The 25,033-nt window shown below is 66.5% G+C and carries 29 protein-coding genes and 1 tRNA gene; 19 read left to right on the top strand and 11 right to left on the bottom strand.

Translation table 11 applies throughout. The annotated features are described in order from the left end of the window. Position 1: 1 nt before the first annotated feature. The 4 genes from dusB to wzt form a co-directional block, all read right to left on the bottom strand. A complete protein-coding gene (gene dusB, locus E1161_RS09390) occupies positions 2–1,156 on the bottom strand; it encodes a tRNA dihydrouridine synthase DusB (RefSeq protein WP_132621695.1) in 1,155 nt (384 codons plus the stop codon). 126 nt (positions 1,157–1,282) lie between these two features. Beyond that, positions 1,283–1,918, bottom strand: coding sequence for a superoxide dismutase family protein (locus E1161_RS09385; RefSeq protein WP_132621693.1), 636 nt, complete (start codon positions 1,916–1,918; stop codon positions 1,283–1,285). A 474-nt stretch (positions 1,919–2,392) separates the two neighbouring features. After that, positions 2,393–2,764, bottom strand: a complete 372-nt coding sequence (locus E1161_RS09380; protein ID WP_132621691.1) for an ArsC/Spx/MgsR family protein — start codon at positions 2,762–2,764, stop codon at positions 2,393–2,395. Continuing rightward, positions 2,764–3,540 (bottom strand): galactan export ABC transporter ATP-binding subunit Wzt/RfbE, encoded by a 777-nt coding sequence (gene wzt / locus E1161_RS09375; protein ID WP_132621689.1) that lies wholly within the window; start codon positions 3,538–3,540, stop codon positions 2,764–2,766. Before wzt ends, E1161_RS09380 begins: the two co-directional genes overlap by 1 nt. An 84-nt stretch (positions 3,541–3,624) precedes the next feature. Between wzt and E1161_RS09370 the strand changes: the two genes are divergently transcribed. The 4 genes from E1161_RS09370 (at position 3,625) to folP (E1161_RS09355) (ending at position 7,091) form a co-directional block, all read left to right on the top strand. Then, positions 3,625–4,239 carry a TetR/AcrR family transcriptional regulator gene (locus E1161_RS09370; RefSeq protein WP_235874900.1) on the top strand — a complete coding sequence of 205 codons (615 nt, stop codon included), beginning with the start codon at positions 3,625–3,627 and terminating at the stop codon, positions 4,237–4,239. Between the two features lie 272 nt (positions 4,240–4,511). After that, complete coding sequence (folP, locus tag E1161_RS09365; protein ID WP_132621685.1) at positions 4,512–5,378, top strand: dihydropteroate synthase; 867 nt, start codon at positions 4,512–4,514, stop codon at positions 5,376–5,378. Then, positions 5,378–6,124 carry a pyrimidine reductase family protein gene (locus E1161_RS09360; protein WP_132621683.1) on the top strand — a complete coding sequence of 249 codons (747 nt, stop codon included), beginning with the start codon at positions 5,378–5,380 and terminating at the stop codon, positions 6,122–6,124. The genes folP (E1161_RS09365) and E1161_RS09360 overlap by 1 nt, the downstream gene beginning before the upstream one ends. Before the next feature lie 151 nt (positions 6,125–6,275). Continuing rightward, positions 6,276–7,091 (top strand): dihydropteroate synthase, encoded by an 816-nt coding sequence (gene folP, locus E1161_RS09355; RefSeq protein WP_132621959.1) that lies wholly within the window; start codon positions 6,276–6,278, stop codon positions 7,089–7,091. A 298-nt stretch (positions 7,092–7,389) separates the two neighbouring features. Here folP (E1161_RS09355) and E1161_RS09350 read toward each other — a convergent pair whose 3' ends face one another. Together E1161_RS09350 and E1161_RS27980 are read right to left on the bottom strand one after the other, a co-directional pair. Next, entirely contained in the window at positions 7,390–7,629 is a 240-nt protein-coding gene (locus E1161_RS09350) for a hypothetical protein (RefSeq protein WP_132621681.1), read from the bottom strand. A 626-nt stretch (positions 7,630–8,255) separates the two neighbouring features. Then, positions 8,256–8,687, bottom strand: a complete 432-nt coding sequence (locus tag E1161_RS27980; RefSeq protein ID WP_235874899.1) for a hypothetical protein — start codon at positions 8,685–8,687, stop codon at positions 8,256–8,258. A gap of 317 nt (positions 8,688–9,004) precedes the next feature. Here E1161_RS27980 and E1161_RS09340 point away from each other — a divergent pair, with 317 nt between their 5' ends. Further along, positions 9,005–10,030, top strand: a complete 1,026-nt coding sequence (locus tag E1161_RS09340; protein ID WP_132621679.1) for an LCP family protein — start codon at positions 9,005–9,007, stop codon at positions 10,028–10,030. A 1,851-nt stretch (positions 10,031–11,881) separates the two neighbouring features. Then, the gene (locus tag E1161_RS28650; protein WP_408011970.1) at positions 11,882–11,983 is read left to right on the top strand and encodes a helix-turn-helix domain-containing protein; all 102 of its coding nucleotides are present in this window, start codon (positions 11,882–11,884) and stop codon (positions 11,981–11,983) included. Positions 11,984–12,200: 217 nt separating this feature from the next. On the opposite strand, the gene E1161_RS27080 is transcribed toward E1161_RS28650, so the two are convergent. Continuing rightward, positions 12,201–12,356: a hypothetical protein gene (locus tag E1161_RS27080; RefSeq protein ID WP_165939733.1), complete on the bottom strand. Its 156-nt coding sequence runs from the start codon at positions 12,354–12,356 to the stop codon at positions 12,201–12,203. A 525-nt stretch (positions 12,357–12,881) separates the two neighbouring features. Between E1161_RS27080 and E1161_RS09325 the strand changes: the two genes are divergently transcribed. Continuing rightward, positions 12,882–13,298, top strand: a complete 417-nt coding sequence (locus tag E1161_RS09325; protein ID WP_132621677.1) for an SSI family serine proteinase inhibitor — start codon at positions 12,882–12,884, stop codon at positions 13,296–13,298. Positions 13,299–14,518: 1,220 nt separating this feature from the next. Here E1161_RS09325 and E1161_RS27075 read toward each other — a convergent pair. The 3 genes from E1161_RS27075 to E1161_RS09315 are packed head-to-tail and all read right to left on the bottom strand — an operon-like array spanning position 14,519 to position 16,308. Beyond that, complete coding sequence (locus E1161_RS27075) at positions 14,519–14,656, bottom strand: hypothetical protein (RefSeq protein WP_165939732.1); 138 nt, start codon at positions 14,654–14,656, stop codon at positions 14,519–14,521. Between the two features lie 28 nt (positions 14,657–14,684). Then, positions 14,685–15,491, bottom strand: a complete 807-nt coding sequence (locus E1161_RS09320; RefSeq protein ID WP_132621675.1) for a protein phosphatase 2C domain-containing protein — start codon at positions 15,489–15,491, stop codon at positions 14,685–14,687. After that, the gene (locus E1161_RS09315; protein WP_132621673.1) at positions 15,481–16,308 is read right to left on the bottom strand and encodes a sigma-70 family RNA polymerase sigma factor; all 828 of its coding nucleotides are present in this window, start codon (positions 16,306–16,308) and stop codon (positions 15,481–15,483) included. Before E1161_RS09315 ends, E1161_RS09320 begins: the two co-directional genes overlap by 11 nt. A 132-nt stretch (positions 16,309–16,440) precedes the next feature. Between E1161_RS09315 and E1161_RS09310 the strand changes: the two genes are divergently transcribed. From E1161_RS09310 to E1161_RS09260, 11 genes are all read left to right on the top strand, one after another. Next, a complete protein-coding gene (locus tag E1161_RS09310) occupies positions 16,441–16,800 on the top strand; it encodes a hypothetical protein (RefSeq protein ID WP_132621671.1) in 360 nt (119 codons plus the stop codon). 578 nt (positions 16,801–17,378) lie between these two features. Beyond that, entirely contained in the window at positions 17,379–17,696 is a 318-nt protein-coding gene (locus tag E1161_RS09305) for a hypothetical protein (protein ID WP_132621669.1), read from the top strand. Between the two features lie 171 nt (positions 17,697–17,867). After that, on the top strand, positions 17,868–18,128 hold the full coding sequence (locus E1161_RS09300) for a hypothetical protein (RefSeq protein ID WP_132621667.1): 261 nt from the start codon (positions 17,868–17,870) through the stop codon (positions 18,126–18,128). A gap of 2 nt (positions 18,129–18,130) precedes the next feature. Next, the gene (locus tag E1161_RS09295) at positions 18,131–18,322 is read left to right on the top strand and encodes a hypothetical protein (RefSeq protein WP_132621665.1); all 192 of its coding nucleotides are present in this window, start codon (positions 18,131–18,133) and stop codon (positions 18,320–18,322) included. Between the two features lie 90 nt (positions 18,323–18,412). Further along, on the top strand, positions 18,413–19,801 hold the full coding sequence (locus E1161_RS09290; protein WP_132621663.1) for an ATP-binding protein: 1,389 nt from the start codon (positions 18,413–18,415) through the stop codon (positions 19,799–19,801). A gap of 16 nt (positions 19,802–19,817) precedes the next feature. Further along, the gene (locus E1161_RS09285; protein ID WP_132621661.1) at positions 19,818–20,069 is read left to right on the top strand and encodes a hypothetical protein; all 252 of its coding nucleotides are present in this window, start codon (positions 19,818–19,820) and stop codon (positions 20,067–20,069) included. Continuing rightward, positions 20,066–20,257 (top strand): hypothetical protein, encoded by a 192-nt coding sequence (locus E1161_RS09280; RefSeq protein WP_132621659.1) that lies wholly within the window; start codon positions 20,066–20,068, stop codon positions 20,255–20,257. The genes E1161_RS09285 and E1161_RS09280 overlap by 4 nt, the downstream gene beginning before the upstream one ends. Before the next feature lie 12 nt (positions 20,258–20,269). Next, positions 20,270–21,130 (top strand): DUF2637 domain-containing protein, encoded by an 861-nt coding sequence (locus tag E1161_RS09275; RefSeq protein ID WP_235874898.1) that lies wholly within the window; start codon positions 20,270–20,272, stop codon positions 21,128–21,130. Positions 21,131–21,230: 100 nt separating this feature from the next. Then, positions 21,231–22,757, top strand: a complete 1,527-nt coding sequence (locus E1161_RS09270; RefSeq protein WP_132621657.1) for a replication initiator — start codon at positions 21,231–21,233, stop codon at positions 22,755–22,757. A gap of 2 nt (positions 22,758–22,759) precedes the next feature. Beyond that, positions 22,760–22,939, top strand: a complete 180-nt coding sequence (locus E1161_RS09265; RefSeq protein ID WP_132621655.1) for a helix-turn-helix transcriptional regulator — start codon at positions 22,760–22,762, stop codon at positions 22,937–22,939. A gap of 1 nt (position 22,940) precedes the next feature. Next, positions 22,941–24,137 carry a tyrosine-type recombinase/integrase gene (locus tag E1161_RS09260; protein WP_132621653.1) on the top strand — a complete coding sequence of 399 codons (1,197 nt, stop codon included), beginning with the start codon at positions 22,941–22,943 and terminating at the stop codon, positions 24,135–24,137. A 53-nt stretch (positions 24,138–24,190) separates the two neighbouring features. On the opposite strand, the gene E1161_RS09255 is transcribed toward E1161_RS09260, so the two are convergent. Continuing rightward, a tRNA-Lys gene (locus E1161_RS09255) sits at positions 24,191–24,266 on the bottom strand. Between the two features lie 136 nt (positions 24,267–24,402). Here E1161_RS09255 and E1161_RS09250 point away from each other — a divergent pair. Then, positions 24,403–24,960: a GNAT family N-acetyltransferase gene (locus tag E1161_RS09250; RefSeq protein ID WP_207920156.1), complete on the top strand. Its 558-nt coding sequence runs from the start codon at positions 24,403–24,405 to the stop codon at positions 24,958–24,960. Positions 24,961–25,033 lie beyond the last annotated feature (73 nt).

Here is a 25,033-nt window from a genome sequence, read left to right as displayed (position 1 = left end):
GTCAGCCGCCGCTGGAGTCGACCTCCGCGCCCGCGGGCACGGTGAGGTCGTCGGGGTCGTCCAGCCAGCCCTCCGGCAGCACGACCTTGCCCGCCGATCCCTGCCGTCCGCGCGGGCCTTCGGCGTCGACCGGGAACGGGACGTCCGGGTCGAGCTGGGCCAGCAGGTCGTCGAGCTGCGCGAGGCTGGAGACGAGTCCGAAGCCGTGCCGCAGGTCCGATCCCACGGGGAATCCCCGCAGGTATTGCGACATGTGCTTGCGGAGGTCCCGAAGGCCCTTCTCCTCGCCCATGTGGTCGGCGAGCAGCTCGGCGTGACGTCGCAGCACGCGCGAGACCTCGCCCAGGTTCGGGCCTTCCGGGACGGGCCGTCCGGTGAACGCGGCCTGCAGGTCGCGGAACAGCCACGGGCGTCCGAGGCAGCCGCGGCCGACGACCACGCCGTCGCAGCCGGTTCCGGCCACCATCCGCAGCGCGTCGTCGGCGCTGAAGATGTCGCCGTTGCCGAGCACCGGGATGGAGGTGACGTGTTCCTTCAGGGTGCGGATCGCCGACCAGTCGGCCGTGCCGGAGTAGCGTTGCGAGGCGGTCCGGCCGTGCAGCGCGACGGCGGCGGCACCGTTGTCCTCGGCGATGCGACCGGCGTCGAGGTAGGTGATGTGCTCGTCGTCGATGCCGATGCGGAACTTCACGGTGACCGGGATCCCGGCGGGCTCGGCGGCTTCGACGGCGGCGCGCACGATGTCGGCGAACAGCCGCCGCTTGTACGGCAGGGCCGATCCGCCGCCCTTGCGGGTCACCTTCGGCACCGGGCAGCCGAAGTTCATGTCGACGTGATCGGCGAGGTCCTCCTCGACGATCATGCGCACGGCCTTGCCCATGGTCACCGGGTCGACGCCGTAGAGCTGCATCGAGCGCGGGTGCTCGTCGGCGTCGAAGGTGATCATTTCCAGCGTCTTCGGGTGCCGTTCGACCAGCGCGCGGCTGGTGATCATCTCGCACACGTACAACCCGGCGCCGTACTCACGGCACAACCGCCGGAACGCGACGTTGGTGATGCCGGCCATGGGCGCGAGCACCACCGGCGGATCGACCTCGTGGGGTCCGATCCGCAGCGTCTTGGCGCCCGTCGCGGCGGGCAGGTCCAGAGCGGTCATCGCCCCCATTGTCCCTGATGCCGAACCTCGATCACCCGTGACCTGCGTCGCGGGTGGTTCCCGCACTCGGAGGAGCAGGAGGGCACCCGCCTGTCGGCGAGTGCCCTCCCACGCGCTTCAGGCGGCTCAGAAGTCCGAGGAGATGCAGGCCAGGCGGCTGCCCGCGGAGCCGGCCTTGCCAGGTTCGGAGTGGGTGTGGGTCTCGTGGATGACGACCGACTGGGCGTCATCGCGGGTGGCCAGCGCCCAGGCTCCCTCGGCGGTGGCCGTGCCGTTGCCCTGGGCGTCGGTGTGGAAGTCCAGCCAGACCTCGTTCTGCGGATTGGCGAAGGCCGGGTCGACCGATGGCTTCACGGGGTCGGCCTTCTCCTGGTAGTGCGAGCCGGCGTCCTCGCCGGTCGGGCCGCACGACTTGACGTGCACGTGCGCACCGTAGGAGCGGTTCGGCTGCAGGCCCTTGACCTCGACGGTCACCTTGCTCTTGCCGTCGGCGTTGGAGGAGGACACGTTGATCTGCCCACCCACCGGCACCTGGTCCGGCTTGTAGGTGATGGCCTTGGCGGCCGGCGAGAAGTTCTCGAACGTCCCGGAGGTCTGCTTGCCCGCAGCGGACTGTCCCTGGACGGGCGCCTGCGGCGCGGGCTGGTGCTGCGCGTGCTCGGCTGAATCGCCCCCGCCCCCGCCGCCGCAGCCGGCGAGCAGTGCGCCGGCGGTGCACAGGCCCGCGATGGAACCGAACAGTCGCGTCCGCTGCTGAAGCATAGGTATCTGTCCTTAGTGGTTGCCGACGAATCGGCGCCGTTTCTGCCCGCACGAACGCTTTTGGCATGGTCAGTCTCATGCCTGCTCAGCGGCCGTGCGGGCAACCCTTCCCTGGGATTCGATCCTATGCGCCCAAGGTTGCGGTTCGGCATCGGCCAGGCCACGTGGAACCACAGCGTCCGGTTGCGCGAAGGCATAGCCGCAGGTCGGAACGATCAAGTCCCCCTCTGGGGCGAACCTCGTCACGCTCGGCGCGGACACTCCACATTGGACACGACTCGACGTCCCGGCGGACTCCGGCCAACGCCGCCTCAGTGCTCCGTTGGCCCACCGGCGCGGCTCGCTGCGGAGGGCGTTGCGGGCGGGGTGTGATGCACCTGATGTGTTACCCGAAGCAGCAGGTTCGTTCCGACGTCTCCGGAGGAGGTCGCGGTGCCGGTTCCCGACGCGCTCTCGAAGCCGGAAATCCCGGGCTCAGGCGTTCTTCTCGGCGTCGAGGGCGCGGTTCACCGATTCCGGGTCGCGGCCGACGACGGTGGTGCCCTCGGACGCGGTGATGATCGGCCGCTGGATCAGCTTCGGGTTCTCGCTCATCAACCGCACCCAGTCGTCCCGGTGCGCGGCGTCCCTCGGCAGCTCGCGGAGCCCGAGCTCCTTCGCCACGGCCTCGCCGGTCCGCGCGATCTCCCACGGTTCCAGGCCGAGTCGCCCCAGCACTGCTTCGAGTTCCGCGACGGACGGGGGATCTTCGAGGTACCGCCGCACGGTGTAGCCGGCTCCGGCGGCGTCGAGCTCGCCAACAGCGGAACGGCACTTCGAGCACTGCGGGTTGACCCAGATCTCCATCACTGCTCCACAGTACCCACGCCGCCCGTCGATATCGGCTGATGCCCCTTGTGCGCAGCGAGAACGTCCCGCACGGCCCCGGTTTCGCGGATCGTGCACCCGTCCATCCAGATCGCCGTGGTGCACAGCTCCTGCAGGAGTTCGTCGGAGTGCGAGGCGAACACCAGCACTCCCGAGCGCTCGACCAGGTCCACCATGCGCTGACGGGCTCTCGCGATGAACGCCGCGTCGACCGCGCCCAGGCCCTCGTCGAGGATGAGGATCTCCGGGTCGATCGTGGTGACCACCCCGAGCGCCAAGCGCACCCGCATGCCGGCGGAGTAGGTGCGCAGCGGCATGTGCAGGTAGTCGCCGAGCTCGGTGAACTCCGCGATGTCGTCGGCGCGTTCCCGCATCTGCGCGCGGGTCATGCCGAGGAACAGGCCGCGGATGATGATGTTCTCGTAGCCCGATACCTCTGGGTCCATCCCGACGCCGAGGTCGAGGACCGGGGCGACCCTGCCGCGGATGCGGGCGGTGCCGCGGGTGGGTTCGTGGATGCCCGACAGCAGCCGCAGCAGCGTTGACTTGCCCGCTCCGTTGTGCCCGACGAGCGCCACGCGGTCGCCGTCGCGCAGCGACAGCGTGATGCCGCGCAGCGCTTCGATGATCGGCACCTTGGCTCCGGCGCCGATTCTGCCTCCGACCTTGCCGAAGACCTCCTCCTTCAGCGAGCGCGTTCTGGCGTCGAAGATCGGGAAGTCGACGTAGGCGTCGCGCACCTCGATGTTCACCACGGTCCGACCTCGCTTTCGCGGATGAGAACGAAAATTACCATTCGCTTCTGGAGGGGTTCAGAGGCGGGCGGTAGCGTCGTGGAGATGACCGCCCCGCACTTCCGGCCGCCGCAGCAAGCCCGCAGCCGAGAGTCCTTGCAGAAACTGCTGACCTCGGCTGAGCACGTCCTCAGCACCGGTGGCATCGACGACTTCACCGTCGCGGCGGTCGCCGAGCACGCGGGCGTGTCGGTGGGTGCGATCTACCGCCGCTTCAGCGGCAAGGAGCGGCTGCTCGACGCCGTGAAGGACCAGCTCCTCGAACAGCTGGAATCCGCTGTGGCCGAAGCTCTCCGGTCGGCGCGTCCTGGTCTGCGCGGGGCCATCGAAGCCTTCACCAGCGCGATGGCGGGCGCCTTCTCGGGGCACACCCGCGCCTTCCCCGAGCTGCTCAGCGGGCAGTCGGCGGACGGGGCCGAGCGCGGCTTGCGGGCGCTCGACACCGTCCAAAGCGCTCTCGTCGACGCCGTCGAGCCGCACCTGAACGACATCGCGCTGCCCGAACCGCGTGCTGCCGCGCGGTTCACCGCTCGCACCATCATCGGTGCCTGCGTTCACCGAGCCGCCAGCTGCCATTCCTGGCCGGACGACCTGACCTGGACGACCTGGGCCGACCGGACCGCGGACATGGCGGTGGCCCACCTGACATCGCGCGGTTGACGACCACGGTCGGCGGCTGCGCGACCCCGGACTCGGTCAGCACGGTCGCGCTCAGCTCCGCCACGACCCCGATCGAAGCACATGCGCCCTCCACCGGTGGGCACTCCTGGCCCGAACCGACCGGGCTGCACCGACATCGAGCGCGGACGGTGCGGACCAGTACAGCCCGATGCCAACGGGGAGGCGGTGGGTGAGCGGACCGTCGATCGGTCGTGGTTCGGTAGGCTCGGCGAGGAGCGGTACGCGCCGAGTTTTCCCAGTTAGGGGGCTGGATGCCTGAGTTGGTCTTCCGGGGTCGAGCGGTGGTCAGCGATCGCGCCTTGATCATGGCGATCGTCAACCGCACGCCGGACTCGTTCTACGACCACGGCGCCACCTTCGAGGAAGGCCGGGCACGGGCAGCCATCTCCGACGCGGTCGCCGAAGGCGCCGACGTCCTGGACATCGGCGGCATCCCGGCGAGCCCGGGGCCGGAGGTGACGGTCGAGGAGGAGATCCGCCGCGTGCTCCCGATTCTGGAGTGGGCCCGCGCGGAGTACCCCGACCTGATCATCAGCATCGACACCTACCGGCACGAGGTCGCCGACCGCGTGTGCCAGGCCGGCGCCGACCTGCTCAACGACACGTGGCAGGGCTACGACCCGGAGATGCTCGACGTGGCCGCTCAGCACGGCGTCGGCTACGTCTGCTCCCACACCGGCGGACTGGAACCGCGCACGGACCCGACGCGCCCCCACTACGACGACGTCGTCGCGGACGTCATCGACCAGACGACGAGGCTTGCGGAGAAAGCGGTTTCGCTCGGTGTTCCTCGCGAAGGCGTGCTGATCGACCCCGCGATCGACTTCGGCAAGAACACCTACCAGTCGCTGGAGGTCCTCCGCCGGCTGCCGGAACTGATCGACACCGGCTGGCCGGTGCTGATGGCGATGAGCAACAAGAACGTCGTGGGCGAAACGCTCGACGTGGAGCTCGACGACCGCGTGACCGGCACGCTCGCCGCGACCGCGCTCGCTGCGCAGGCCGGGGCGGTCATGTTCCGCGCGCACCAAGTTCGGCAGACCCGGCACACCTTGGAAATGGTCGCGAGCATCGCCGGCGGGCGCGAGCCCTCGAACGTCGTGAGGTATCTGGACTGATGTACCGGTTGTGGCCGCCCGACGAGGCGGGGAACGTCGATCGCGCGGAGCTCGAACGCCTCTACGGCTACCCCGATGGCGAGTCCAAGTGGCTGGCGGTGAACTTCGTGTCGAGCGCGGATGGCGCCGTCGAGGTCGCCGGACGCTCCGGTGGGCTGACGAACGCGGCCGACCGCGAGGTGTACCCGCTGGGGAGCGATTTGGCCGACGTCATCCTGGTCGGGTCGAACACCGCGGTCATCGAGGAGTTCCGCGGCATCGAACCCGACGAGGACCAGGCCGAACTCCGCGAGCGCCACGGTTTGGCGCCGATCCCCCGCATCGCGGTAGTGACGTCCGGCCGAACCCTTCCGCCGGACGCGCCGGTCATCTCCGATGCCCAGGTCCCGACGATCGTGATCACCAGCGGTTCAGCACCTCGCGAACTGCGGGAGCAGTGGGAAGCGGCCGGTGCCGAAGTCGTGCTGGCCGGTGGATCCGAGGTCGACCTCGCCGCGGCGACAGCGGCTCTGGAGCAGCGCGGCCTCCGGCGGATCCACTGCGACGGCGGGCCGAGGCTCTTCGGCTCGCTGCTCGAAGCGGGTGCCGTCGACGAGCTGCGCCTGACGATCTCGCCGCTGCTGGTGTCCGGGACGGCGGGTCGTATCGCCAAGGGCGCCGGCATCGACCCCGCAAGGCTCAGCCTCGCCTCGGTGCTCGCGCAGGACGACACCCTGCTGGTCCGCTACCTGGTCTCGAACAGCTGACGCTCCTCGCGGCTCGGTCGCTCTGGCAGACTTGCCCGCATCGGGCCTCCGAGGCCCTCTCAGGAAGGAACGGGCATTGCGAGATCTTGGCTCCAGCGCGGTTGACCTGGTGTTCCGCGGTCGCCGAGTCGTTCGGGACCGGGCGTTGGTGATGGCGATCGTCAACCGGACGCCGGATTCGTTCTACGACCGGGGCTTAACCTTCGAGGAAGACGCGGCCAAGGCTGCTGTGAAGCGCGCCGTCTCGGAGGGCGCCGACGTGATCGACATCGGCGGGGTGACCGCGAGCCCCGGTGCGGAGGTCGACTCCGACGAGGAGATCCGGCGCGTGCTCCCGACGGTGGAATGGACCCACCAGAACTACCCGGACGTGCTGATCAGCGTCGACACCTGGCGGCACGAGGTGGCTGACGCGGTCTGCCGAGCGGGCGCGGACATCATCAACGACGCCTGGGGCGCGGCTGACCCGCAGATCCTCGACGTGGCGGCGAACCACGGCGCCGGGTACCTGTGCACCGACGCCAACCGCGACCCCCGCGCCGAGCCGGTCCGCTCGGACTACGACGACGTCGTCTCCACAGTGGTCGAGGAGACCACGCGCTTGGCCGAACGCGCCGAATCCAAGGGCGTGCCCCGCGAAGGCATCCTCATCGACGGCACCGGCTACGGGAAGAACACGGTCGACCACCTGGACCTGGTGGCACGCGTGGAGGAGATCGTCTCCGCGGGATGGCCGGTGCTGATGGCGCTGTCGAACAAGACCTTCGTCCGCGAAAGCCTGGACCTGGACGCCGCCGACAAGGACGAGCTCCTCACCGGGACCTTGGCGGCCACCGCGGTCGCGGCCCACGCGGGAGCCATCATGTTCCGCTCCCAGCAGGTCCTGCCCACCCGGCGCACGCTGGAGATGGTGGCCTGCATCCGAGGCATGCGGCCCCCGGTCCGAGAGCAGCAGTGGATCTCCTGACCACGACCAGAGCGAAACCCCACGTCGTCTGCCTGGAACCCCGGGGTGGTCGTCACGACGACGGCCTCGCCGTGCGTGGTCGCGGCGACCTCGTCCACGAGGTGGACTCGGCGCGCTCGCCGTTCGGTCGTGCAGCGCCGCACAGGTTCGCGACCTGGCAGCAGGTTCGGTGACCGCCGTTTCGCACCCTTCTTCGCCGGTCGGGTCGAGCTGATCCGCGCTGTGTTGAACACCCACGTCTGGCCACCGGTGGTGACTCGGTCTGCAACAGACGATGTGCCTCACGACCGAGAAGATGTCACCGGTCTCGCCCAGAAGTGTCACCCTGCGCGTTCTGATTCCACTCCCCGAGGTCGATCTCCGGTTGCATGGCCCGGGCCAGTAGCAACGTGATGGTCTGTCGTGCCTCGGCTTCATCGGCGAGGGTGACGGTGATGTCCTCGTGTCCGGGGGCGGTGTAGCTGAGGGTCCACGCGCCGTTGCGATGCCGGGTGATGCCCAGGCATGCGCCGTCGCCAAGGGGGATGGTGCGCTGCATTGGGGCCTCGGAAGGTTCGACGGTTACTAGCAAGGATCCGAACCTCCGATAATCCTCACAGGGTCTTTCGGCCCTCGATCGTCGGTTTTCGCGCCACCCGGGCCTTGGCTGATCACGGGTCCTGTTTGGCCTCGGCTCTGCTGGCTTGCCAGGCCGTCAATGCGCAGCGACGTTGGCCCGCAGGCTCATGAGCGCGACCCACAGCGCACAGCCATCGCCACCCTCGTTCGCCACCTGGTGCCCGTTCCGACGTGGAGTATGGGGCGGGTCGGCCAGAGAGGTGCAGCAACCGACCCGCGCCGCGCCGTCGAGCTTGCCCCTCCTCCAGCTCGACAACTCGAGGCGAGAACACGAGCGCGAATGGTCGCCAGCCTGGCTCCCGCCACGGCGCGCAGCCACCCGTTCGGGCAGCGAACAGAGGTCCCCGGCGCTTCAACTCAAGGTGCGGTGAGGCGGTGGCGCTTCACAGGCTGTCCCGAAGCACCGAAGGCGGACCGGCGGTGCAGCAATTGACCACCAGTCCGCCCAGGCGGAGATTTCAATTCCAGAATGGTCCTGGCGAGCAGAAGCAGTTGAGCGGAATTCGTCATACCACTTCTGCCGTAGGCCTTCCGGCCTTGCAAGCGTCAGCGGCGGAGCGCCTTGATGATGAGCTTGCCGCCGACGGCCCAGACGAGGGCGGCGAGGGCGTAGTTGAGGACAACGCCGAGAAGTTCGTCGTCGGGCGTGAAGACGTCGCCGAGGCCGAGCACGAAGACCTGCGCCATCGCGTAGATGAAGGAGACGAAGCCGTTGCCCTGATTGGCGTCGAAGACGACGAACAGCACGTGCAGCGTGAAGATCGCGATGACCACGCCCACGACGACGCGGACGATGTGGGCGATGGTCTCGCTGCTGTCGTCTCGGCGCCGGTCGTGCGGCGGCTCGCCGTAGTACCCGCCCTGGTGAGGCGGCTGCTGTGGGTACTGGCCCGGCGGCGGCTGCTGGTACGGGCCTGGCTGCTGCGGGTGGGGGTAGCCCTGCTGAGGCGGCGGACCGTAGCGCGGGTCGTAGTTCATGGCTGCGGATTGTGTCCGTCTTGACCCGGCTGAAACAACCCAGCCCTCATCTGGGTGAGGCGAGAGAAGGTTCACGAGACCTTGCGCCAAACCTGAATCTGCGTCGCTTCGCCGACGTGCGCAGCTGATATATCAAATTGCCTTGTGCAACTAAATTGCATCTTGCGCGGATGGTTACCGCCGCGTGATGACTCTGTGTTCAGACCGTAGGTCACCCATGTGGGCTACACCCTACTTTCGTCGGTATCGCTCTGCGATGCTTCGCGCCGTGCCGTCGGGGGGCGGACACGTGCCCGGCAATTGTTTCGGAAGGCGATATGACCTACGCACAGCGACAGCATCCCTACGGACCGCCGCAGAACCACCGTCCGCGTCGCCGTCCGGGCCGCAAGATCCTGGCGGTCATCGCGGTCTTCCTGCTGGTCCTGGTGGGGTTCCTGGTCTACGTGGACTTCTCGCTCAAGCGCGAGGACGCCATCCGGACCGACGGCGAACGGCCGGCCGATGGGCCGGGGACGAACTGGTTGCTGGTGGGCTCGGACTCACGCGAGGGCCTGGACTCCGAACGGCAGGCCGAGCTCGGTACCGGCGACACCGCGGGCCGCCGCACCGACACGATGATGCTGGTGCACGTTCCGGCTGCTGGTGGCAAGCCGACGATGGTCAGCCTGCCGCGCGACTCCTACGTGTCGATTCCCGGGCAGGGCAAGGACAAGCTCAACTCCGCGTTCGCCCACGGCGGGTCGCAGTTGCTGGTCAAGACGATCGAGGCCAACACTGGGCTGCGCGTGGACCACTACGCCGAGGTCGGCCTCGGCGGGTTCGCCGACATGACCGACGCGGTCGGCGGTGTGGACCTGTGCGTGGAGGAGCCGATGCAGGACCCCAAGGCCAACCTGGACCTGCAGCCGGGCTGCCAGACGCTGACCGGCCCGCAGGCGCTGGGCTACGTGCGCACCCGCGCCACCGCGCGCGGTGACCTCGACCGCGTGGAGCGGCAGCGCGAGTTCCTCAGCGCGCTGTCCGAGAAGGCCTCCAGCCCGGAGGTGTTCCTCAACCCGCTGCGGCTCTTCCCGCTGATCCTCAACACCTCCAGCACGTTCCTGGTCAACCGCGACGACCACGTGTGGCACCTGGGCGGTCTGGCGTTCGCCATGAACGGCATCGCGTCCGGGGACGGGATCACCACGACCGTGCCCTTCGGCGGTTTCGGTGAGACCGACGCAGGCGGGTCGGTGGTCAAGTGGGACAAGCAGAAGTCCCAGACCCTCTTCGAGGCGCTGGCATCAGACTCCCCGGTTCCGCCCGAGGTCATCACCACCGCCGAGTCCATGGGCGGCTGAGCCGAGCAGGGGCGATGCGGGAAACGCGACTGGGCGGCATCGGAGGCGATGTGGAGGGGGCGTTGTGATCGCCCGAGCCGAGGCGCTGCCGAGCATCTGCTGGCCCCGGCCCAGACGCGAGCACTGCCGAGGGCAGCGCGAGGTCTCCGCGGTGCAAGTGCTCACCGAGACCGGGCGAGCACCGCAGATCGGCCATTGAGGACGACCTTCACCAATCTGATCGGGCTACGTAGGATCGGCCGGGCTGACGCCCGCTCGCGGATGGCGGTCACACACCATCTCGAAGCGGGCGTCGGCACCAGCCTTCGTGCCCCCGCAACCAGCCGCAGTGGGTGTGGATCGGGGCGCAGTCGAGCACGAAGGACGACGAGTGAGCGGGATCGGCACGCTGCTGGCCAGCCACCGTCGTGAACGGCAGGTGGCCACTGACGAACACCTGCAACGCCCCGTCGCGGTTGCAGCACCAGGTCAGCATCGTGCACCGCGACATCGAACCAGCCAACGTGCTGCTCGGTGACGACGGCACAGCGAAGATCACCGATTTTCGGGATCTCGCACGCTGCCGACGATGCTAGAACCGGAATCCTGTCAGGTATCCCGGCCTACCTCGCCCCCGAGATCGCCCGAGGCGACGACCCGGACCCGGGCTCGGCCCTGCACTCCCTCGGCGCCACCCTCCACACCGCCGTGGAGGGCTCCCGCTCCCGTGAAGACACGGAAAATGTAAAACCCCAGGCCGTGTGACCTGGGGTTTCTTGTGGGCCGCCAGGGGATCGAACCCTGAACCCGCGGATTGCCGATCCATGATGGACAGTGCTTGCCGTTGTCTGACAGCACCTTTGGTTAGCTGCGTAGACAGCTACCGGGAAGTTCGCCTTGCCTGGTGTTATCTGCTGTAATCTGCGGCTGATTCTTGGCAATTAATCGGCGACTTCTGCTGTCCCCTGCCGTGGTTGGACGGCCTTCGCGGGGGCCAGCTGTGTGACCACCAGGCCGGGCCTCCGGATCTTCCCCATCCTCCAGCTCGACCTCCAGAGCATAGAACCTGTGTGCGAAAGATTGCCAGGTGCCGAGCACCCCGTCGGCCGAAGGACATAAGGCCCCTCCGTGCCCACGTGGATGGGCGCACAGTCATGAGTACTACTTACGGAGGCGCTATGAGCAGCGACGATCGCAACAGCAAGCAGCCAGAGAAAAAGCCTGTGCCCGAGCCCGAAAAGAAGCCTTGGCCTCCCGCGCCCGAGAAGAAGGATTGAGGGCCTGCGTACTTACCTGCAAGGGAGGGCCTCTGTCCTCACCCCGTCGACCTGGCGTAGCCCTCATCAGGCCGTGTCAAGGGGGCAACCGCCGAGGCCAGCTGGGCATGCCGGCATGAAGCTTGCCCCCTTGACGCGGGCTGATAGCCCTTGTGGAGGTCGATGGGGTGAGGACAGAGCAGCCACGACCGAACCGCAGCCGATGTGCCTGTCCCCCTCACCCTGTTGGCCTGCCCGTCCGGCGAGGACATCTTTTTGTGCCTGAGCGTGGGCCCGTTCTGGCGGTGCGGGGCCGTCTGCCTTCCCGTTTGGCCGGGGCGCGGGCGCCGGGACCGGCCGCCAGGCCGCATGCCCGGGGTCCCGCTGCCCCGGCCAGAGAAACAGCAGGTAGGCGGCCCCGCAGGGGCCGCCCTTGATGAAGAAAAGAAACTCTGAACACACGCGCAGTGCATCAAAATGTGCTCCGTCGGGTGATGTGCGACAGGCGTCCGCCAGCTGATGTGCGACACGGCCATGATCGGCTTCCTCGTTCAGGACGTTTCCGTGGAGCGTCCCCAGTGCTGGGAGGCCGGGATTGGCACTGGTCGTCTTGTCTGTGGTGGAGCAGCGTCTGGACGCGGTTCGGGCCGTGTTGGCGGGCGCAGAGGTTACTGAGATCGCGGCCCAGCTCGGGGTGCATCGGTCAACAGTGCATTGATGGACGCGCGGTATTTGTCGGGTCAGTTTGCGGGGTTGGCGGATCGCTCGCATCGCGCGGTGTCGTGTCCGCACCAGGTCGACGAGGCCGTGGAGGTCGTGGTCACCGAGATGCGTCGCGAGCATCCGCGGTGGGGTTCATTTCGGGCGATGGGTCGTCGTCGCGTAGAGGGCCGGGGCCAATGCTCGTGGAGTTGAGCGTTTGTGGAGCAGCGTTATCACTTGGTCATGGAGGTCATGCCGTATTCGTGCACCCCGAGGAAGCTCGCGGCCCAGCCCATCACCGCCGCCAGCGCCGCCATCCCCAGCGCCCATAGGCCGAGGCCCTGGCAGCCGCTTGGCGTGGTGCCTCCCGTTTCGTGAAGCGTCCGCACCTGTTCTCGGACCCCGACACCACAGGTGCGGGTGCTTCCCAGTCGCCGCGTATCTACTGCTTGCGGTGAAGGTATCGCGCGCCGCCCGGAGGGGGAGTTCAGGGGCGCTGCGACCCGGCCCTGGTGAGCGTCGGCCGGGGAAACCAGCGGTCACCAGTGGCGGGAAGGCTAACTGCCAGCGTCCGACATTCGTCAGCGTCGAGGCGCGAACTCAGAGGTTGCACAATGAGTAACCCGGCACGAAAACTGCTTGCGCAACGCTTCGGCAACAGTTGATCGACATCTGAACCCCTTGTCCTTAAGGGAGATAGCGTTGCGCGCGTTCGTAGAGAACGTCCCCGCCCGCATTGGCCGTGGGCGTGGACTCGCGCGCTACCTCTGCGTCACCACTGGCGCAAACTCAGAGGTTGCACAATGAGTAACCCGGCACGAAAACTGCTTGCGCAACGCTTCGGCAACAGTTGATCGACATCTGAACCCCTTGTCCTTAAAGTTGTGGCTCTTCCCTTCCCTGGAGGAAGACGAATGTTTGCTAAATCGATGCGTCGCGCTTTGATTGTTGGCGCCGCGCTGATCGGTGCGATGCTGGCGCCTGCCGCGGTCGCTACGGAGACGTCGGCCGCACCGAAGAACAGTGTCGCAAGTACCGTTAGGCTTTCTGTTTCCAGCGACGGTTCGGGCGTGAACCGCATGGTCGTGTTGCGCTGCCACCCGACGGGCGGCAACCACAAACACACGGTGAAAGCCTGTGCTCAACTCGACCAAGTCGGTGGATCTTTCACATCGTTGCAGGCAGAAGAACCCCGTGCGTGCACGCTGCAGTACGCCCCCGTTATGGTCAGCGCTACAGGCACCTGGCGTGGATCCGAAATCCGGTTCGAAGAGACGTATTCCAACATGTGTGCCTTGCGCGTGGAAACAGGTGTGGTGTTCGACTTCTGACCGACCTCCACCTGAATTCAGCTGGAACTCTCGCTGACCTTGGGGCCAGGGCCATTCACCACCGCTCTGGCCCCAAGGCCCAATTCAATCTAACTGTGGAGAAAGCCCGAGATGAGCTACTACGAGATGACGCGCTTTGTTGCGCCCTTGGGGCAGATCACGACGGCGGCCTCTGCCGTATCCCAGTGGCCTACCGAGGACCCCGACGCCCCCGCCCGCCGCTTCGCGGATCCAGACACAAACAGGCTGCGCATCCCTCACCAACGGGTTCCGCGATCGCTTCGATCTCAAGGCGCCCTGCCTGCCGCAAAACCCGCCGAGGCGCAACGTGGCGAAGCAACCAGGTACCTCCCGCAAGCCGCGGCACGGACCCGCGTTCTGCCTGCCGCAAAACCCGCCGAGGCGCAACGTGGCGAAGCAACCAGGTACCTCCCGCAAGCCGCGGCACGGACCCGCGTTCTGCCGATCCGAAGAACATAATTACAGCGCGAAAAGCATCGTTTCAAGGAAGGTTGAGACCGTGATAGCTAGCGAGGCTGCTTGCCTGTTCGAGCTGCGCGCTCTTCTAAAGCTCGCCGGACACGAGGATAGCGCCGCGCTCTCCGCATTCCATGCACTTGTGGACAAACGCGGCTGTACCGCTGTCCGCAGGGCGCTCACACGGCTCGAAAAAGAGCATGCAACGCCAAAATCGGAAGCCTCACGCTCGTAGCCAAGGTCGTTAAGGAGCCACGAGAGGGCACCCTGCCGACATCGCAAACTCCGGTGTCAACGGAAGGGGGCAAGGCGACCACCGCTGTGGAGGGTCGTTGAGTGTGCGCCGAGCGTGAATCCGTGCCGGAGTCGATGGTCGAGCCCTCAGTGCCGCAGCGTCAGCCCCGGGGATGCGATCGAGCTGGACCGGGTGATGCCGCCCTCGGGCAACCTGTGGTCCGCGGCCGGCAGTTCTGGCTCGGCCCTGCCCGTTGTGGGCAAGTCGTGCGGTTTTCAGCTCGGTTGCGAGTGAATTCACCTGTCGGTCGGTGGGCAGCGGGTAAAGTCGCCTCCGTCGCGGTTCACCACCAGCGACCTCGCCACCCTCGCCTCGCACGCGCGATCCCCCGGGCCCGAACCGGTCACATTCAGAGGCGGGCCAGGCAGCCGGGCATTGGCCGCACCAAAGATTAACCGGTCCGGAGCACCAAAGGCCAACGGCCACGGACCGCTACCCCCTCAATTTCCTAGGCCGAGTGACGCAAATCAGGTGGCAGACCGATGTCGCAGATCACCTGACGGATCACACGCAGTGCATCAAAATCAAGATCTGGGGTCGGGTCCTCGATCCGGTCGACGACTGCGTCGGGGTTCAGTGCCAGCATGCGGTCGTGGGGCGTACTGGCCGGGGGCTTACCTGAAGCGGACAGTAGCGATGGCCTTGTCGTCATGCCGCTTAGAGCGCGGAAAGAGCTTCCCGTCCGGATCATCGGTCTCTTCCCATTCGTGCAGGCGATCAAGCAATGCCAGCAGCGCGGACTGACCGGCTGCCGCTAGGTCCGGCCAGTTGTCGAGGCCAGTATGACGCGCCGTGTTTAGAGCACCGTCGGTCAGGAGAATCGCCCAGGGCGTCGACTGGACCGGGTGAGTCGCAGTGAGAGCGTGCGCTGCTGCGGCGGGGTCGGCTTCGGCGATCCAGTATCCCCCGGACTGGTTTCGATGCTTCGCCTGTTGATCCTGGAGTTCACGCAACAGCTGCGTGTGATCTTCGTCGTAGCCAGTCCCTTGGGCCAATCGCTCTTGGTACCGGCTCCGCTCCTCCAGGTTCAGGGCGTCGATCCGCCCATCGGTGACAATTCCGCTCGGAAGCACGATCGCGCTGTCACCGAGCACGAGCGTGTCGACCAGATCACCGCGCTGACGAACGATGGCCACCGTGCTTGATGGAGATTCCCCAGCACTCAGGTTCAGTTCCGCTGCCGCCTCTTCGATCGCGACCGCCAGATGATTGGAGAGGTCTGCCTCGGGGGCTTCCTCCAGGGAACGGCTGAGGCGGCTGCCCAGGGTCGCCGCATACCTGCTCGCCGAGACCGGAACCGGTATGAACGCAGATGCTCCGTCTAGGACGAGGACGGCATTCCTGGTCACGAAGATCTTGTCGTCGCTGTTCTCGGAACCAGGAAGTTGGGCGGTCGCTACAGATGCGACCTCACCAGGCATAAGGGCCTCCTACGAGTTCGCTCTTGGTGATGGTGAGGCCGTCGTAGGCTGCGCGCACAGCTCCGCTGAAGGACACGTCGCCGACCCGGCGGTAGAGGTCGGCGAGGTTGCCCGTGAGGTAGTGAGCGACTCCAAGCGACCCGATAGCGTGGATGCCGGCGATGTGCACGACGACCCGACCGTCATAACGATGACGCGCGAAGTACCCGAGGTCTGCGTGCTGCGGCGTCTCGTCATCTGCAGGCGAGCCGAACCGCTCCCCTGAATCGCGGTGTTCGAACCACCACCGACCGCCGTCCTTGATAAGCGTCGCGACGGGGTCTTCATCAAGGAGTTCGGCACCGATTGGGGCGGACTTCGGGCCGCAGACCACGACACCGTCGCCTTCCGGCGCGGCTTCGGTTTCCGGACCGATCTGGTATCGATCGACCGTGAATGACAGTGCGGCCAGCAGCGATTCCAGCTGCTCCCCCGTCTCCGCGTCCTCGGCGGCAATGAGCGGGCGTTCGCGGTCGGTGACCTGGTACCGGTACGGAATACCGATGCTCACTGGCCCCACACCGAAGAAGGCGCGCTGAGCAGCCGCAGCCGACTGCTTGATCTGTGTGACACGGCCCTTGGTGATGCCGAGACCCGCTGCAATCTCCGTGTAGCTCATCCCCAGCTCACGGTGGGCCTCTTCGATCGCTGCCTTGCGCAGCCGGGCGAGCTCCGTAGCACGCTGCTGATAGATCGTGATGAGATCTGTGGCGCGCTGACCTCGGCGGATGGGGTCAGTCTCCCTCCGCACGGCTTCGAACTCGTCCTTGGTGGTCACACCCGGAGTTTAGACCCCTTGACAGCCGAGGGCCAACGCCCTACCTTGTTGTTTAGACCCCCTCAACAACAGATCGCGCCGCAGGTGTTTAGAGGGGTAAACACAGCCGAGAAGATCTAGCTGGAGGCAGAGATGCTTAGGAACATCCCGGTCAACATGCAGGGCTACAAGCTGATGATCACCGAGGCACCGCAGGAGAAGACCCGAGAGAAGGACGGCGTGCAGGAGTTCGTGAAGGACCGCGAGGGCGTGCAACAGTTCGTGGTGTCGCTGTTCGCGAAGCGTCGAGTTCAGCCGGGCGAGTTCGCGGGCAAGGGCGAGGAGATCAAGGTGACCTTGACCGCCGACCCCGGTGAGGGCTTCGAGGAGGGCGTCTACGTCCAGCTGATCGACGCGACGGTCAGCCACTGGGAGAACGACAACGGCTCGGGCTTGTCGTTCAAGGCAGGCGGCCTCGCCCCGGCCAACGCCCAGATCCCGGCCGCCGCCTGACCGGATCTACATTCTGACCATTCCAATCTGACTTTTCACTAAGCCTAATTTGGGCTGTTGTTCCTTGAGAATTACATAGTGGGCCGAGCCATGCCTTTTTTGGCGCGAAATCGTGCGCCGGAGAGGCCTTATTGGCCCCGGGAAGAGCAGTTTCCCGGGGTCTTTATGGACTCTCGCGAAGGGATAGCGAGAAAGGAGGTGACTTCGATGTCGCCTTATCGAGAGAGCAGCACCGCGTCGTGTGCGAATGGTTGCGGAATGCCCGTGTGGGGTTCGCAGGTGATGTGCACGTCATGTGCCACGAAGTGATCAACCATTGAAGAAGGAAGTGGTTTGTGTGTCTTTGTGCTACTGCCCGGCGTGCCACATCGACTCGATGCGGTACCGGCACTCCGGCGACCAATTCTGCAGCCACGAGGCGAACGGAGGTGAGGGTCATGGGTGGGTTTGATTTCCACGGCTCCGGCTGCCTGGGCTCCGACAAGGGGTGAGCGGGTATGGACGGTGAAACGGACCTGTTCGGAAACCCCGTGGCCCCGCTTCCGAAGCGGGAAGAGTCCCGGCCGCCGATCAATGACATGGATCTGATCGAGAAGGTCCTTCGATCCGCCTCGCGCATCGGGTTTGTGCTGGTGGGCATCCGGGAGGACGTCTACAAGCGCCTGAGCAATGACGAGGTGGAGAAGGTCCCCGACCACGTCGACGTGGCCGTGCACCAGCTGATCGAGGCTCGCTGGTTGGAGATCGGCAGCACGCACCACGTGCGCTACGGCCGATACCAAGGCTCCGCCCGGTCGGTGCTGGTGCCGCGCAGGTCGAAGCAGGCCTCCTACCGATGGGAGGCACTGGCAAATCCCTGGAACACCGTCGAGACGGAAAGGGGGCGGGTGGCGTGAGTGCGTGTGCGCACTGGTTCTACTTCGTCAGCCCCAACGGCACCGCGCAGTGCCAGGACTGCCCGCATTCATGGACGGTCAAGTGAATTCAGCACGTGCACCACCATTCGACCCGGGAAAAGAACCGGGCCGCATGCAGTTTCCAACCTATGAAAGGGAGTGTGATAGATCGTGCAGGTTCAGGCTGCGAATCGCCACGCCATGAACAAGTACCGCGACCTGATGGCCGCTGTTGCTTTGGTTCGCACGGCGCTGGATGAGGCCAAGAAGCTCCACAAGAAGATCCAAGAGCCCGGCGAGACTGACTGGCGGGTTCCCGGTCGCGATGAGGTCGACGGCGCGCACGCGAAGGCGGCCGTGCAGTTGACGTCGTTCCACGCGGCGACGGTCAAGTGGGAAAAGGAACTCGTCTCGAAGGGTTGGAGGGTCTGAGCATGAGCAACAACAGCTATCAGGTCACCGCAGTGATCGAGGACATCGACAAGGCCATGAGCAAGCTTCGCGAGGCCATGAAGGGCTTGCAGGTGCGCACGGCGGGGTTCAAGAAGGACCACGACGAGCTGGCGCGGACGGTCGCGAACTACAAGGTCGACCTCGAAGACGCCCAGATCAACAATTCGAAGTAACCCGAATACGCATGTCCCCCGAGGGGCTCGGCTACTGGCTTCGCGCTGGTGGTCGAGCCCCTTTTTTGCTCTTAAAGGAGTGGATCCGCAATGGCTTTGGTGAACCGACGCAAGGGCATCGAGTTTCGCGCGGCTGCCTGGATGGCCCGCCACCCCGGCATGACCGGCACACCCGCCGCACTGGCCGCCAGCGTGGTCGAGCTCGGACCGGTCACCACCGGAACCGCCCTGGCCGGAGTAGGGGCGGCTGGGCTGTCGTGGTATCGCGGACACCCCGAGACCTTCGACCGCTTCGGCGCCCCCGTGCTGCGCTCGTTCCGCCGCAGATGGCTGCGCTACGTCGGCCGCCGCTGGCGTGGGCTAATGATCGATTGCGAGTTCGGCCGGGAGAACCGCCGCACCGGCCACATCGAGGTCCCCCGCCTGGTCCGCGTCCGCTCAGCTTCCCCGTCGATCGACACGCTGTATGTGAAGGTCCTGCGGGGCCAGTCGCTGAAGAAGTTCCAGGACGCCGCCGACGAGCTCTCGATGGCACTGCGAGCCGACGCCCTGGGCATCGTGAAGGTCAAACCCGGCCTCATCGCCTTGACCGTCGTGCGGGGCAACCCGTTCGAGCAGTTCATCGACCCCGCCGAGATTCCCGCGGACTCCTCCGACGTCGATCTGTCCGCGCTGTACTTCGGCGAGGACGAGTACGGCAACGACTGGACCGAGCCCATCCTCGGCAACCACCTCCTCGGTGTCGGCGCTGCTGGAGCGGGCAAGAGCACGCTGATGTGGAACCCGCTTCGAGCGATGGGCCCGGCGATCCGCGACGGCCTGGTGCGGGTCGACATGTGCGACCTCAAGGGCGGCATGGAAGCGGGCAACGCCCGACCGCTGTTCAACAAGTACGCCGACGACCCGGACAAGGCCCTGCAGGTCATCGAGGCCTTCCGCAACGACATGAAGACCACGCAGCGCTTCCTCAAGGACGAGAAGTTGCGCAAGGTCCGCGTCAGCACCGAGACGCCAATGCGGGTGCTGATGATCGACGAGCTGGCCATGATGACCGCCCTCGGCAGCTCCAGCGTCACCCGTGCCGCTGTGAAGCTGCTGGCCGAGATCATGACCCAAGGACGCGCCTCCGGCTTCGCGGTCTGCGCGTACTTGCAGGAACCGACCAAGGACATCCTCCCGGTCCGCGACCTGTTCACCCGCCGGATCTGCCTGCGCACCACCGCCGAAAACCACGCCGACATGACCCTCGGCGACGGCATGCGCGTCAAGGGCGCCCTCACCGACGAGATCCCCGCCGACGAAGACCACGCCGGGATCGGCTTCCGCGTCGACCAGTACACCCGCAAGCCAATCCGAGTGCGCGCCGGAAACGTCACCGACGACGACATCGAGGAACTCGTGCGCACCTGCCCGGCACCCACCGAAGACACCCCCAACGTCGTCCCGTTCAACCGCGACGAAGACGAAGAGGCCGCCTGACCCAAGGAAGGAAACCGTGCACCGCACACAGCTTTTCGACCCAACACCGGGTGATCAGCGCCCGATCGTCATCGCCCGCCCGCACGCGGAGGGTTTCGAGGTGGCCATCACCTGGCCCGGCAGCGCCGCGAGACCAGAACCGCTTCGCGTGGTCAGCCTCGCCGCGTTCTGGGAGGTCCTCAACGACCTCACCTCACTGCACGCCGGAACCACCCGAGACCCGAATCAGTACGCACTGTTCACCGATGAGGAAGGAACGAAGTCATGAAGCCCGTTGTCCACGTGGAACTGACCGGCAAGGCCATCAAGACCGTCCTGGTGTTACTGGCCTTCATCTCCGCGATCCTCGCGCTGGTGTGGCTGCTGATCAGCCCCGCCTACGCCATCGCCGGAGGCATCGGCGTGATCCTGATCGTGCGGGGCCTGTACGCCCTATTCACCCCCAGCACCGAGTAAGGGGTGATTGCGATGGACCAGGACACGCCCCAGAGCAAAGCGCATGCGTGGCTCTCGGGTGTCGCGCTCGGTTTGGTGGCGCTGGCTGCGGTGATGGGCTGGGCTGCGAGCTTCGTCGGACTGCACGAATACGGCATGACCTCCATGACCGGCTTCAGCTACTGGACCGCGTGGCTCGTGCCGGCCACCTTCGACGGGGCCGCGTTCGCCTGCACCCTGATGACCTACCGGGCCTCCATCCACGGCCGCTCCGCCCTCCGGGCACGGCTGCTGATGTGGGGATTCACCGCGGTGAGCTCGTGGATCAACTGGATCCACCAACCCACCCTCGAAACCCGCCTCGTGGCCGCAGGGCTGCCGGTCGCGGCGGTCGCGGTCTTCGACATCGTCCTGCTGGAAATGCGGGCCGACTACGAAGCCCGCACCGGCCGCACCAAGTTCCGGCTCCGCCCGGTCCTGCTGGTCCTGCGCTGGCTGGTCGACCGCACCGGCACCACCGCCGCGTTCCGCGCCCAGATCACCGCCGTGCCTGTCCACCAGCTCATCGGGCAAGCCACCCCAGCGGAGACCGCGGCACCGGAAACGGCATCGGCACCCGCAGCGGCTCCCGAACCGAGTCTGGCCACCCCACCCGCGCCACCGGCACCGCCCGTGACGGCCACGCCGACCACCGAGATTCCGAAGGCCGTCAGCAGGGGCCCGAAACTTCCGCCCCCGATGGTCAAGGCCGTTCAGGCCGCTTATACCCGTGCCCGGGATAAAGGCCGGGAGTTCACCGCTGATGACGTTCACGCCGTAATCAAGGTCCCAGCCGACAAGGCGGAACAGATCGCGGCCAGCTACAGCACCACCAACGGACACGCCCTCGCGTAAGCCGTTGCCGCACAACTGAAAAGCACCGATCGCTCGGCGGGACACCACCGGGCAGATCGGTCAGGTGGTGTCCCGCCTCTCACCTTGTCAGGAGGTGGAGATGTCACCGACTACGTTCATGACCGCCGACGATTACCGTGCGCTGGTCGCTGACGGCTTCCAACGCCGCGCCCGCGCCGCAGGTTTTCAGCAGTGGCGCACCGAGGCCGCTATGACCGGCGGCTGCACTCACCCGATCCGCCTGTCCGGACAGTGGGCCATCCAGGACACCGCCAGCGGACAGGTTCTCGGTTCCCGTTCCGGACACGTGTCCGTCCCGTGCGGTAACCGCCGTGAATCGGTGTGCGTGGCCTGCTCGGATCGCTACGCCGCCGACGCCTTCCACCTCCTCAAAGCCGGACTCACCGGCGACACCAAGGGCATTCCGGCCTCGGTCGCGGACAAGCCCCGCCTGTTCCTGACGCTGACCGCCCCGTCGTTCGGGCCGGTCCACAACCGCCGGGCACCGCACGGCAAGGCCATCCCGTGCCGCTGCGGCGAGTACCACCACCCCGACGACCCCCGCATCGGACAGCCCCTCGACCCCGAGGGCTACGACTACACCGGCCACGTCTTGTGGCAGGCCCACGCCGGGGACCTGTGGCACCGCTTCACCACCTACCTCAAGCGCTACCTCGCCCAAGCCGCCGGGCTCCCGCAGCGCCTGTTCGCCGAACACGCTCGCCTGTCGTTCGCCAAGGTCGCCGAGTTCCAGCGACGCGGCGTGATCCACTTCCACGCCGTCCTGCGCCTGGACGGGCCTAATGGTGCGGGCGATGCGACCCCGAGGTGGGCCACCTCCGATGTGCTCACCGACGCCATCCGCCTCGCCCACGCCAACACAATGCTCACCTCGCCCAAGGTTGACGGCCGCACGTGGGAGCTGGCGTTCGGAAAGCAGATCGACATCCGCCCCATCCGGCCCGCCGACGCCGGACAGGTCGAAGACGACCAGGGCGTGATCACTGACGATCGCCTTGCGTCCTATGTGGCCAAATACGCCACCAAGGGCACCGGCAAGAGCGAAGCCGTCGACCGGCGCATCCGCACCCAAGCCGACATCGACCGCCTCCGCGTCACCGAGCACCACCGGCGGATCATCCAGACCGCCTGGGACCTCGTTGCCCCGGTCCCGTGCCCGGACTGCCACTCCGAGGGCTTCCACGCCCCTGAGGGCTGCGGCTGTGAGCACGCCCAGTACTGCACGACCTGCAACAACGGCGGCGAAGTCACCCGCACCGTGCTGTGGCACCGGCTCCACCCCGAGCAGGGCGACAAGCCGGACCCGCTGGACGCACTCAAACCCCGGCACTGGGCGCACATGCTCGCCTTCCGAGGCCACTTCCTCACCAAGTCGCAGTACTACTCCGTGCCGTTCCGGCAGATCCGCGACGACCGCCGCCAGTACCGGCACGAGGAAGTACTCGACGAGCTCGGGGTCACCGACGACTCGATCACCGTCATCAACGACTGGTCGCTGGTCAGTGTCGGTCACCGCACCCCTGAAGAACGCGAACTCGCCGCGGCGATCGCCGAACGGCAACGCGAGGCACGCAAACACCGCCAAAGCATCGAAAGGAAGGACTGACCATGCGCAACCTGTGGGGAATCGACGACGTTGCCAGCTACCTGGGTGTGCCGGTCGGCACGCTCTACCAGTGGCGCAGCCGTGGATACGGCCCGACTGGGCGCAAGATCGGAAAGTACGTCAGGTTCAAGCCCGAGGACGTCGAGGACTGGTTCGAGTCCCAAGCTGCGGGGGTGATTTGAGGTGGCGGGTCGTTTGCCGCTCCCGCTGGGAACGATGGGGGAGGTCTCGGTCAAGCAGGTCGGGAAGTCCTGGTCGGCAAGGGCCTGGTACCGGCGTGAGGACGGGACTTATGCCGACGTGCGTCGCCGCGGCCGGACCAAGGAGCTGGCTCGGCAGGCTGTCCGGGATGCGATCAAAGACCTGGTGCCGGTGTCTGACGGTATCGACCTCACGGCCACATCGCTGTTCGCGGATGCTGCTAATGCCTGGTTCGACCAGTTCAGGAAGGACGCCGAGAACGGCACATACTCGCTGACTTCGTTGGACACGTACGAGAACGTCTACGAGAACCACGTCAAGCCGAGTCTCGGTGAGCTGCGCCTGTACGAGGTGAAGACACCGGTGGTCAACAAGCTCTGTCAGTCGAAGCTCAAGGGCAACAGCCTGACTCTGGCGAAGCTCGTCAAAGCGGTGATCAGCAACGTCATGATCTTTGCGATTCAGGCTGGGGCTGTCGAGACCAACCCAACGAAGGGCATCGCTGCCCTGTCCGAGCGGAGAGCCAAGATTAAGCGGAAGAAGCCGCGGGCTTTGACCAAGGACGAACTGAGCGACCTGCTCAAGATCCTTGACCAGGATGAGAAGGCGAAGAAGCAGGACCTGCCTGACCTCGTGCGCTTCTTCATCGCGACGGGCGAACGAGCGGGTGAGGCTCTGGGTGCTCACTGGGAGGACTTCGATCCGGAGTCCAAGAAGCTGCGGATGAGCGGCAACCTGATCCGTGCACGCGGCAAGGGTGCGCTGCGCAACGATGGGAAGACGGACGGATCGGCGCGAGACATCGCGCTCCCCGATTGGGCGGTGAACATGCTCCGGGAACGTGCCGAGCAACTGGGTGAGGTTGATCCTGGTAATCCGATCTTCGTCAACACGAAGGGTGGGTACCTCAACGCGTCGAACGTCTACAACCGGACGTGGGCGCCGTTCCGGAGCCGCGCTGGCTACGAGTGGGTGACCTTCCACACGCTGCGCAAGACGGTCGCGACCCTGCTGGACGAAGCTGGCCTGACCGCTCGCCAGGTGGCCGACCTGCTGGGCCACTCGCGGGTGTCGATGACCCAAGACGTGTACTTCGGCCGGGGGCAGCAGTCCCGAGCCAGTGCCGAAGCCCTGGCCTTCGTGGTACCCATCGAGGGGCCGGGGAAAGTTGGCAATTGATTGGCAACCGGGCCTCGGCAACAAAGAACCCCAGGCCTATGACCTGGGGTTTTTGGTGGGCCGCCAGGGGATCGAACCCTGAACCCGCGGATTAAAAGTCCGCTGCTCTGCCAGTTGAGCTAACGGCCCGCGTGCCCAAGGTTACAAGGTCCGGATGATCTTCGCGGCTCGTGGTGGCGGCAATCCGGACCGAAGTCGCACGAAGCATCCTAGGGGCCGCGCAGCCGGGCTGTCCGGGTGCGTGCGCTTCCGCTGAACTCGAAGGGTGGGCGACGTCGTGACCTACCAGCACCGGCTCGCCACGCGCGAGGACTTGCCCGCGATCGTGGACATCTACAACTCGGTGATCCCGGAGCGCTCGGCGACCTGCGATCTGGAACCGGTCACGGTCGCCTCCCGGGAGGCGTGGTTCGCGGAGTCCGATCCGCAGCGCCATCCGATCTGGGTCGGCCACGAGTCCGGGAGGCCGGAGGTCGTGACCGGTTACGTGTCGTTGGAGCCGTTCCTCAACGGGCGCCGGGGCTACGACGTCACCGCCGATCTGGCGCTGTACCTGCATCCCGAGCATCGGGGCAGCGGCCAGGGCGCGTACCTGCTGAGCCAGGCCGTCGCGCGGGCGTCCGCACTGGGCTTTCGGACCATCGCGACCACGATCTTCGCCTCGAACGAGCGGAGCCTCCGCCTCTTCCGGTCTCACGGTTTCCGGGAGTGGGGACGTCTTCCGGCAGTGGCCGATCTCGACGGTCGTGCGGAGGACGTCGTCTTCGTGGGGCTTCCCCTCGGAGGCTCCTCCCGGGAGCAGGGCGGCTCGGGGCTGGGCTGACCGGGCCTGACGGAACTGGATCATGGTCCGCCGGGTCGGTTCTCGAGTGTGGTGGGGGGTGTTGACCGGGGGC

It is taken from the genome of Saccharopolyspora aridisoli (genome assembly GCF_004348445.1).
Lineage (GTDB): Bacteria > Actinomycetota > Actinomycetes > Mycobacteriales > Pseudonocardiaceae > Saccharopolyspora > Saccharopolyspora aridisoli.
The sequence above is the reverse complement of the archived record's forward strand: the minus strand, read 5'-3'. Positions and strand labels throughout refer to the sequence as shown.

Excerpts from the sequence above, each read along its gene's own strand:
- E1161_RS09280 (WP_132621659.1), top strand. The coding sequence starts at position 20,066 with ATGAAGCCCGTTGTCCACGTGGAACTGACCGGCAAGGCCATCAAGACC.
- E1161_RS09380 (WP_132621691.1), bottom strand. The coding sequence starts at position 2,764 with ATGGAGATCTGGGTCAACCCGCAGTGCTCGAAGTGCCGTTCCGCTGTT.
- E1161_RS09385 (WP_132621693.1), bottom strand. The coding sequence starts at position 1,918 with ATGCTTCAGCAGCGGACGCGACTGTTCGGTTCCATCGCGGGCCTGTGC.
- E1161_RS09325 (WP_132621677.1), top strand. The coding sequence starts at position 12,882 with ATGTTTGCTAAATCGATGCGTCGCGCTTTGATTGTTGGCGCCGCGCTG.
- dusB (WP_132621695.1), bottom strand. The coding sequence starts at position 1,156 with ATGACCGCTCTGGACCTGCCCGCCGCGACGGGCGCCAAGACGCTGCGG.
- E1161_RS09290 (WP_132621663.1), top strand. The coding sequence starts at position 18,413 with ATGGCTTTGGTGAACCGACGCAAGGGCATCGAGTTTCGCGCGGCTGCC.
- E1161_RS09350 (WP_132621681.1), bottom strand. The coding sequence starts at position 7,629 with ATGCAGCGCACCATCCCCCTTGGCGACGGCGCATGCCTGGGCATCACC.
- E1161_RS09275 (WP_235874898.1), top strand. The coding sequence starts at position 20,270 with ATGGACCAGGACACGCCCCAGAGCAAAGCGCATGCGTGGCTCTCGGGT.
- E1161_RS09310 (WP_132621671.1), top strand. The coding sequence starts at position 16,441 with ATGCTTAGGAACATCCCGGTCAACATGCAGGGCTACAAGCTGATGATC.
- E1161_RS27075 (WP_165939732.1), bottom strand. The coding sequence starts at position 14,656 with ATGCTGGCACTGAACCCCGACGCAGTCGTCGACCGGATCGAGGACCCG.
- E1161_RS09340 (WP_132621679.1), top strand. The coding sequence starts at position 9,005 with ATGACCTACGCACAGCGACAGCATCCCTACGGACCGCCGCAGAACCAC.
- E1161_RS09270 (WP_132621657.1), top strand. The coding sequence starts at position 21,231 with ATGTCACCGACTACGTTCATGACCGCCGACGATTACCGTGCGCTGGTC.
- E1161_RS09320 (WP_132621675.1), bottom strand. The coding sequence starts at position 15,491 with ATGCCTGGTGAGGTCGCATCTGTAGCGACCGCCCAACTTCCTGGTTCC.
- E1161_RS09360 (WP_132621683.1), top strand. The coding sequence starts at position 5,378 with ATGTACCGGTTGTGGCCGCCCGACGAGGCGGGGAACGTCGATCGCGCG.
- E1161_RS27980 (WP_235874899.1), bottom strand. The coding sequence starts at position 8,687 with ATGAACTACGACCCGCGCTACGGTCCGCCGCCTCAGCAGGGCTACCCC.
- folP (WP_132621959.1), top strand. The coding sequence starts at position 6,276 with ATGGCGATCGTCAACCGGACGCCGGATTCGTTCTACGACCGGGGCTTA.
- folP (WP_132621685.1), top strand. The coding sequence starts at position 4,512 with ATGCCTGAGTTGGTCTTCCGGGGTCGAGCGGTGGTCAGCGATCGCGCC.
- E1161_RS09305 (WP_132621669.1), top strand. The coding sequence starts at position 17,379 with ATGGATCTGATCGAGAAGGTCCTTCGATCCGCCTCGCGCATCGGGTTT.
- E1161_RS09370 (WP_235874900.1), top strand. The coding sequence starts at position 3,625 with ATGACCGCCCCGCACTTCCGGCCGCCGCAGCAAGCCCGCAGCCGAGAG.
- E1161_RS09265 (WP_132621655.1), top strand. The coding sequence starts at position 22,760 with ATGCGCAACCTGTGGGGAATCGACGACGTTGCCAGCTACCTGGGTGTG.
- E1161_RS09295 (WP_132621665.1), top strand. The coding sequence starts at position 18,131 with ATGAGCAACAACAGCTATCAGGTCACCGCAGTGATCGAGGACATCGAC.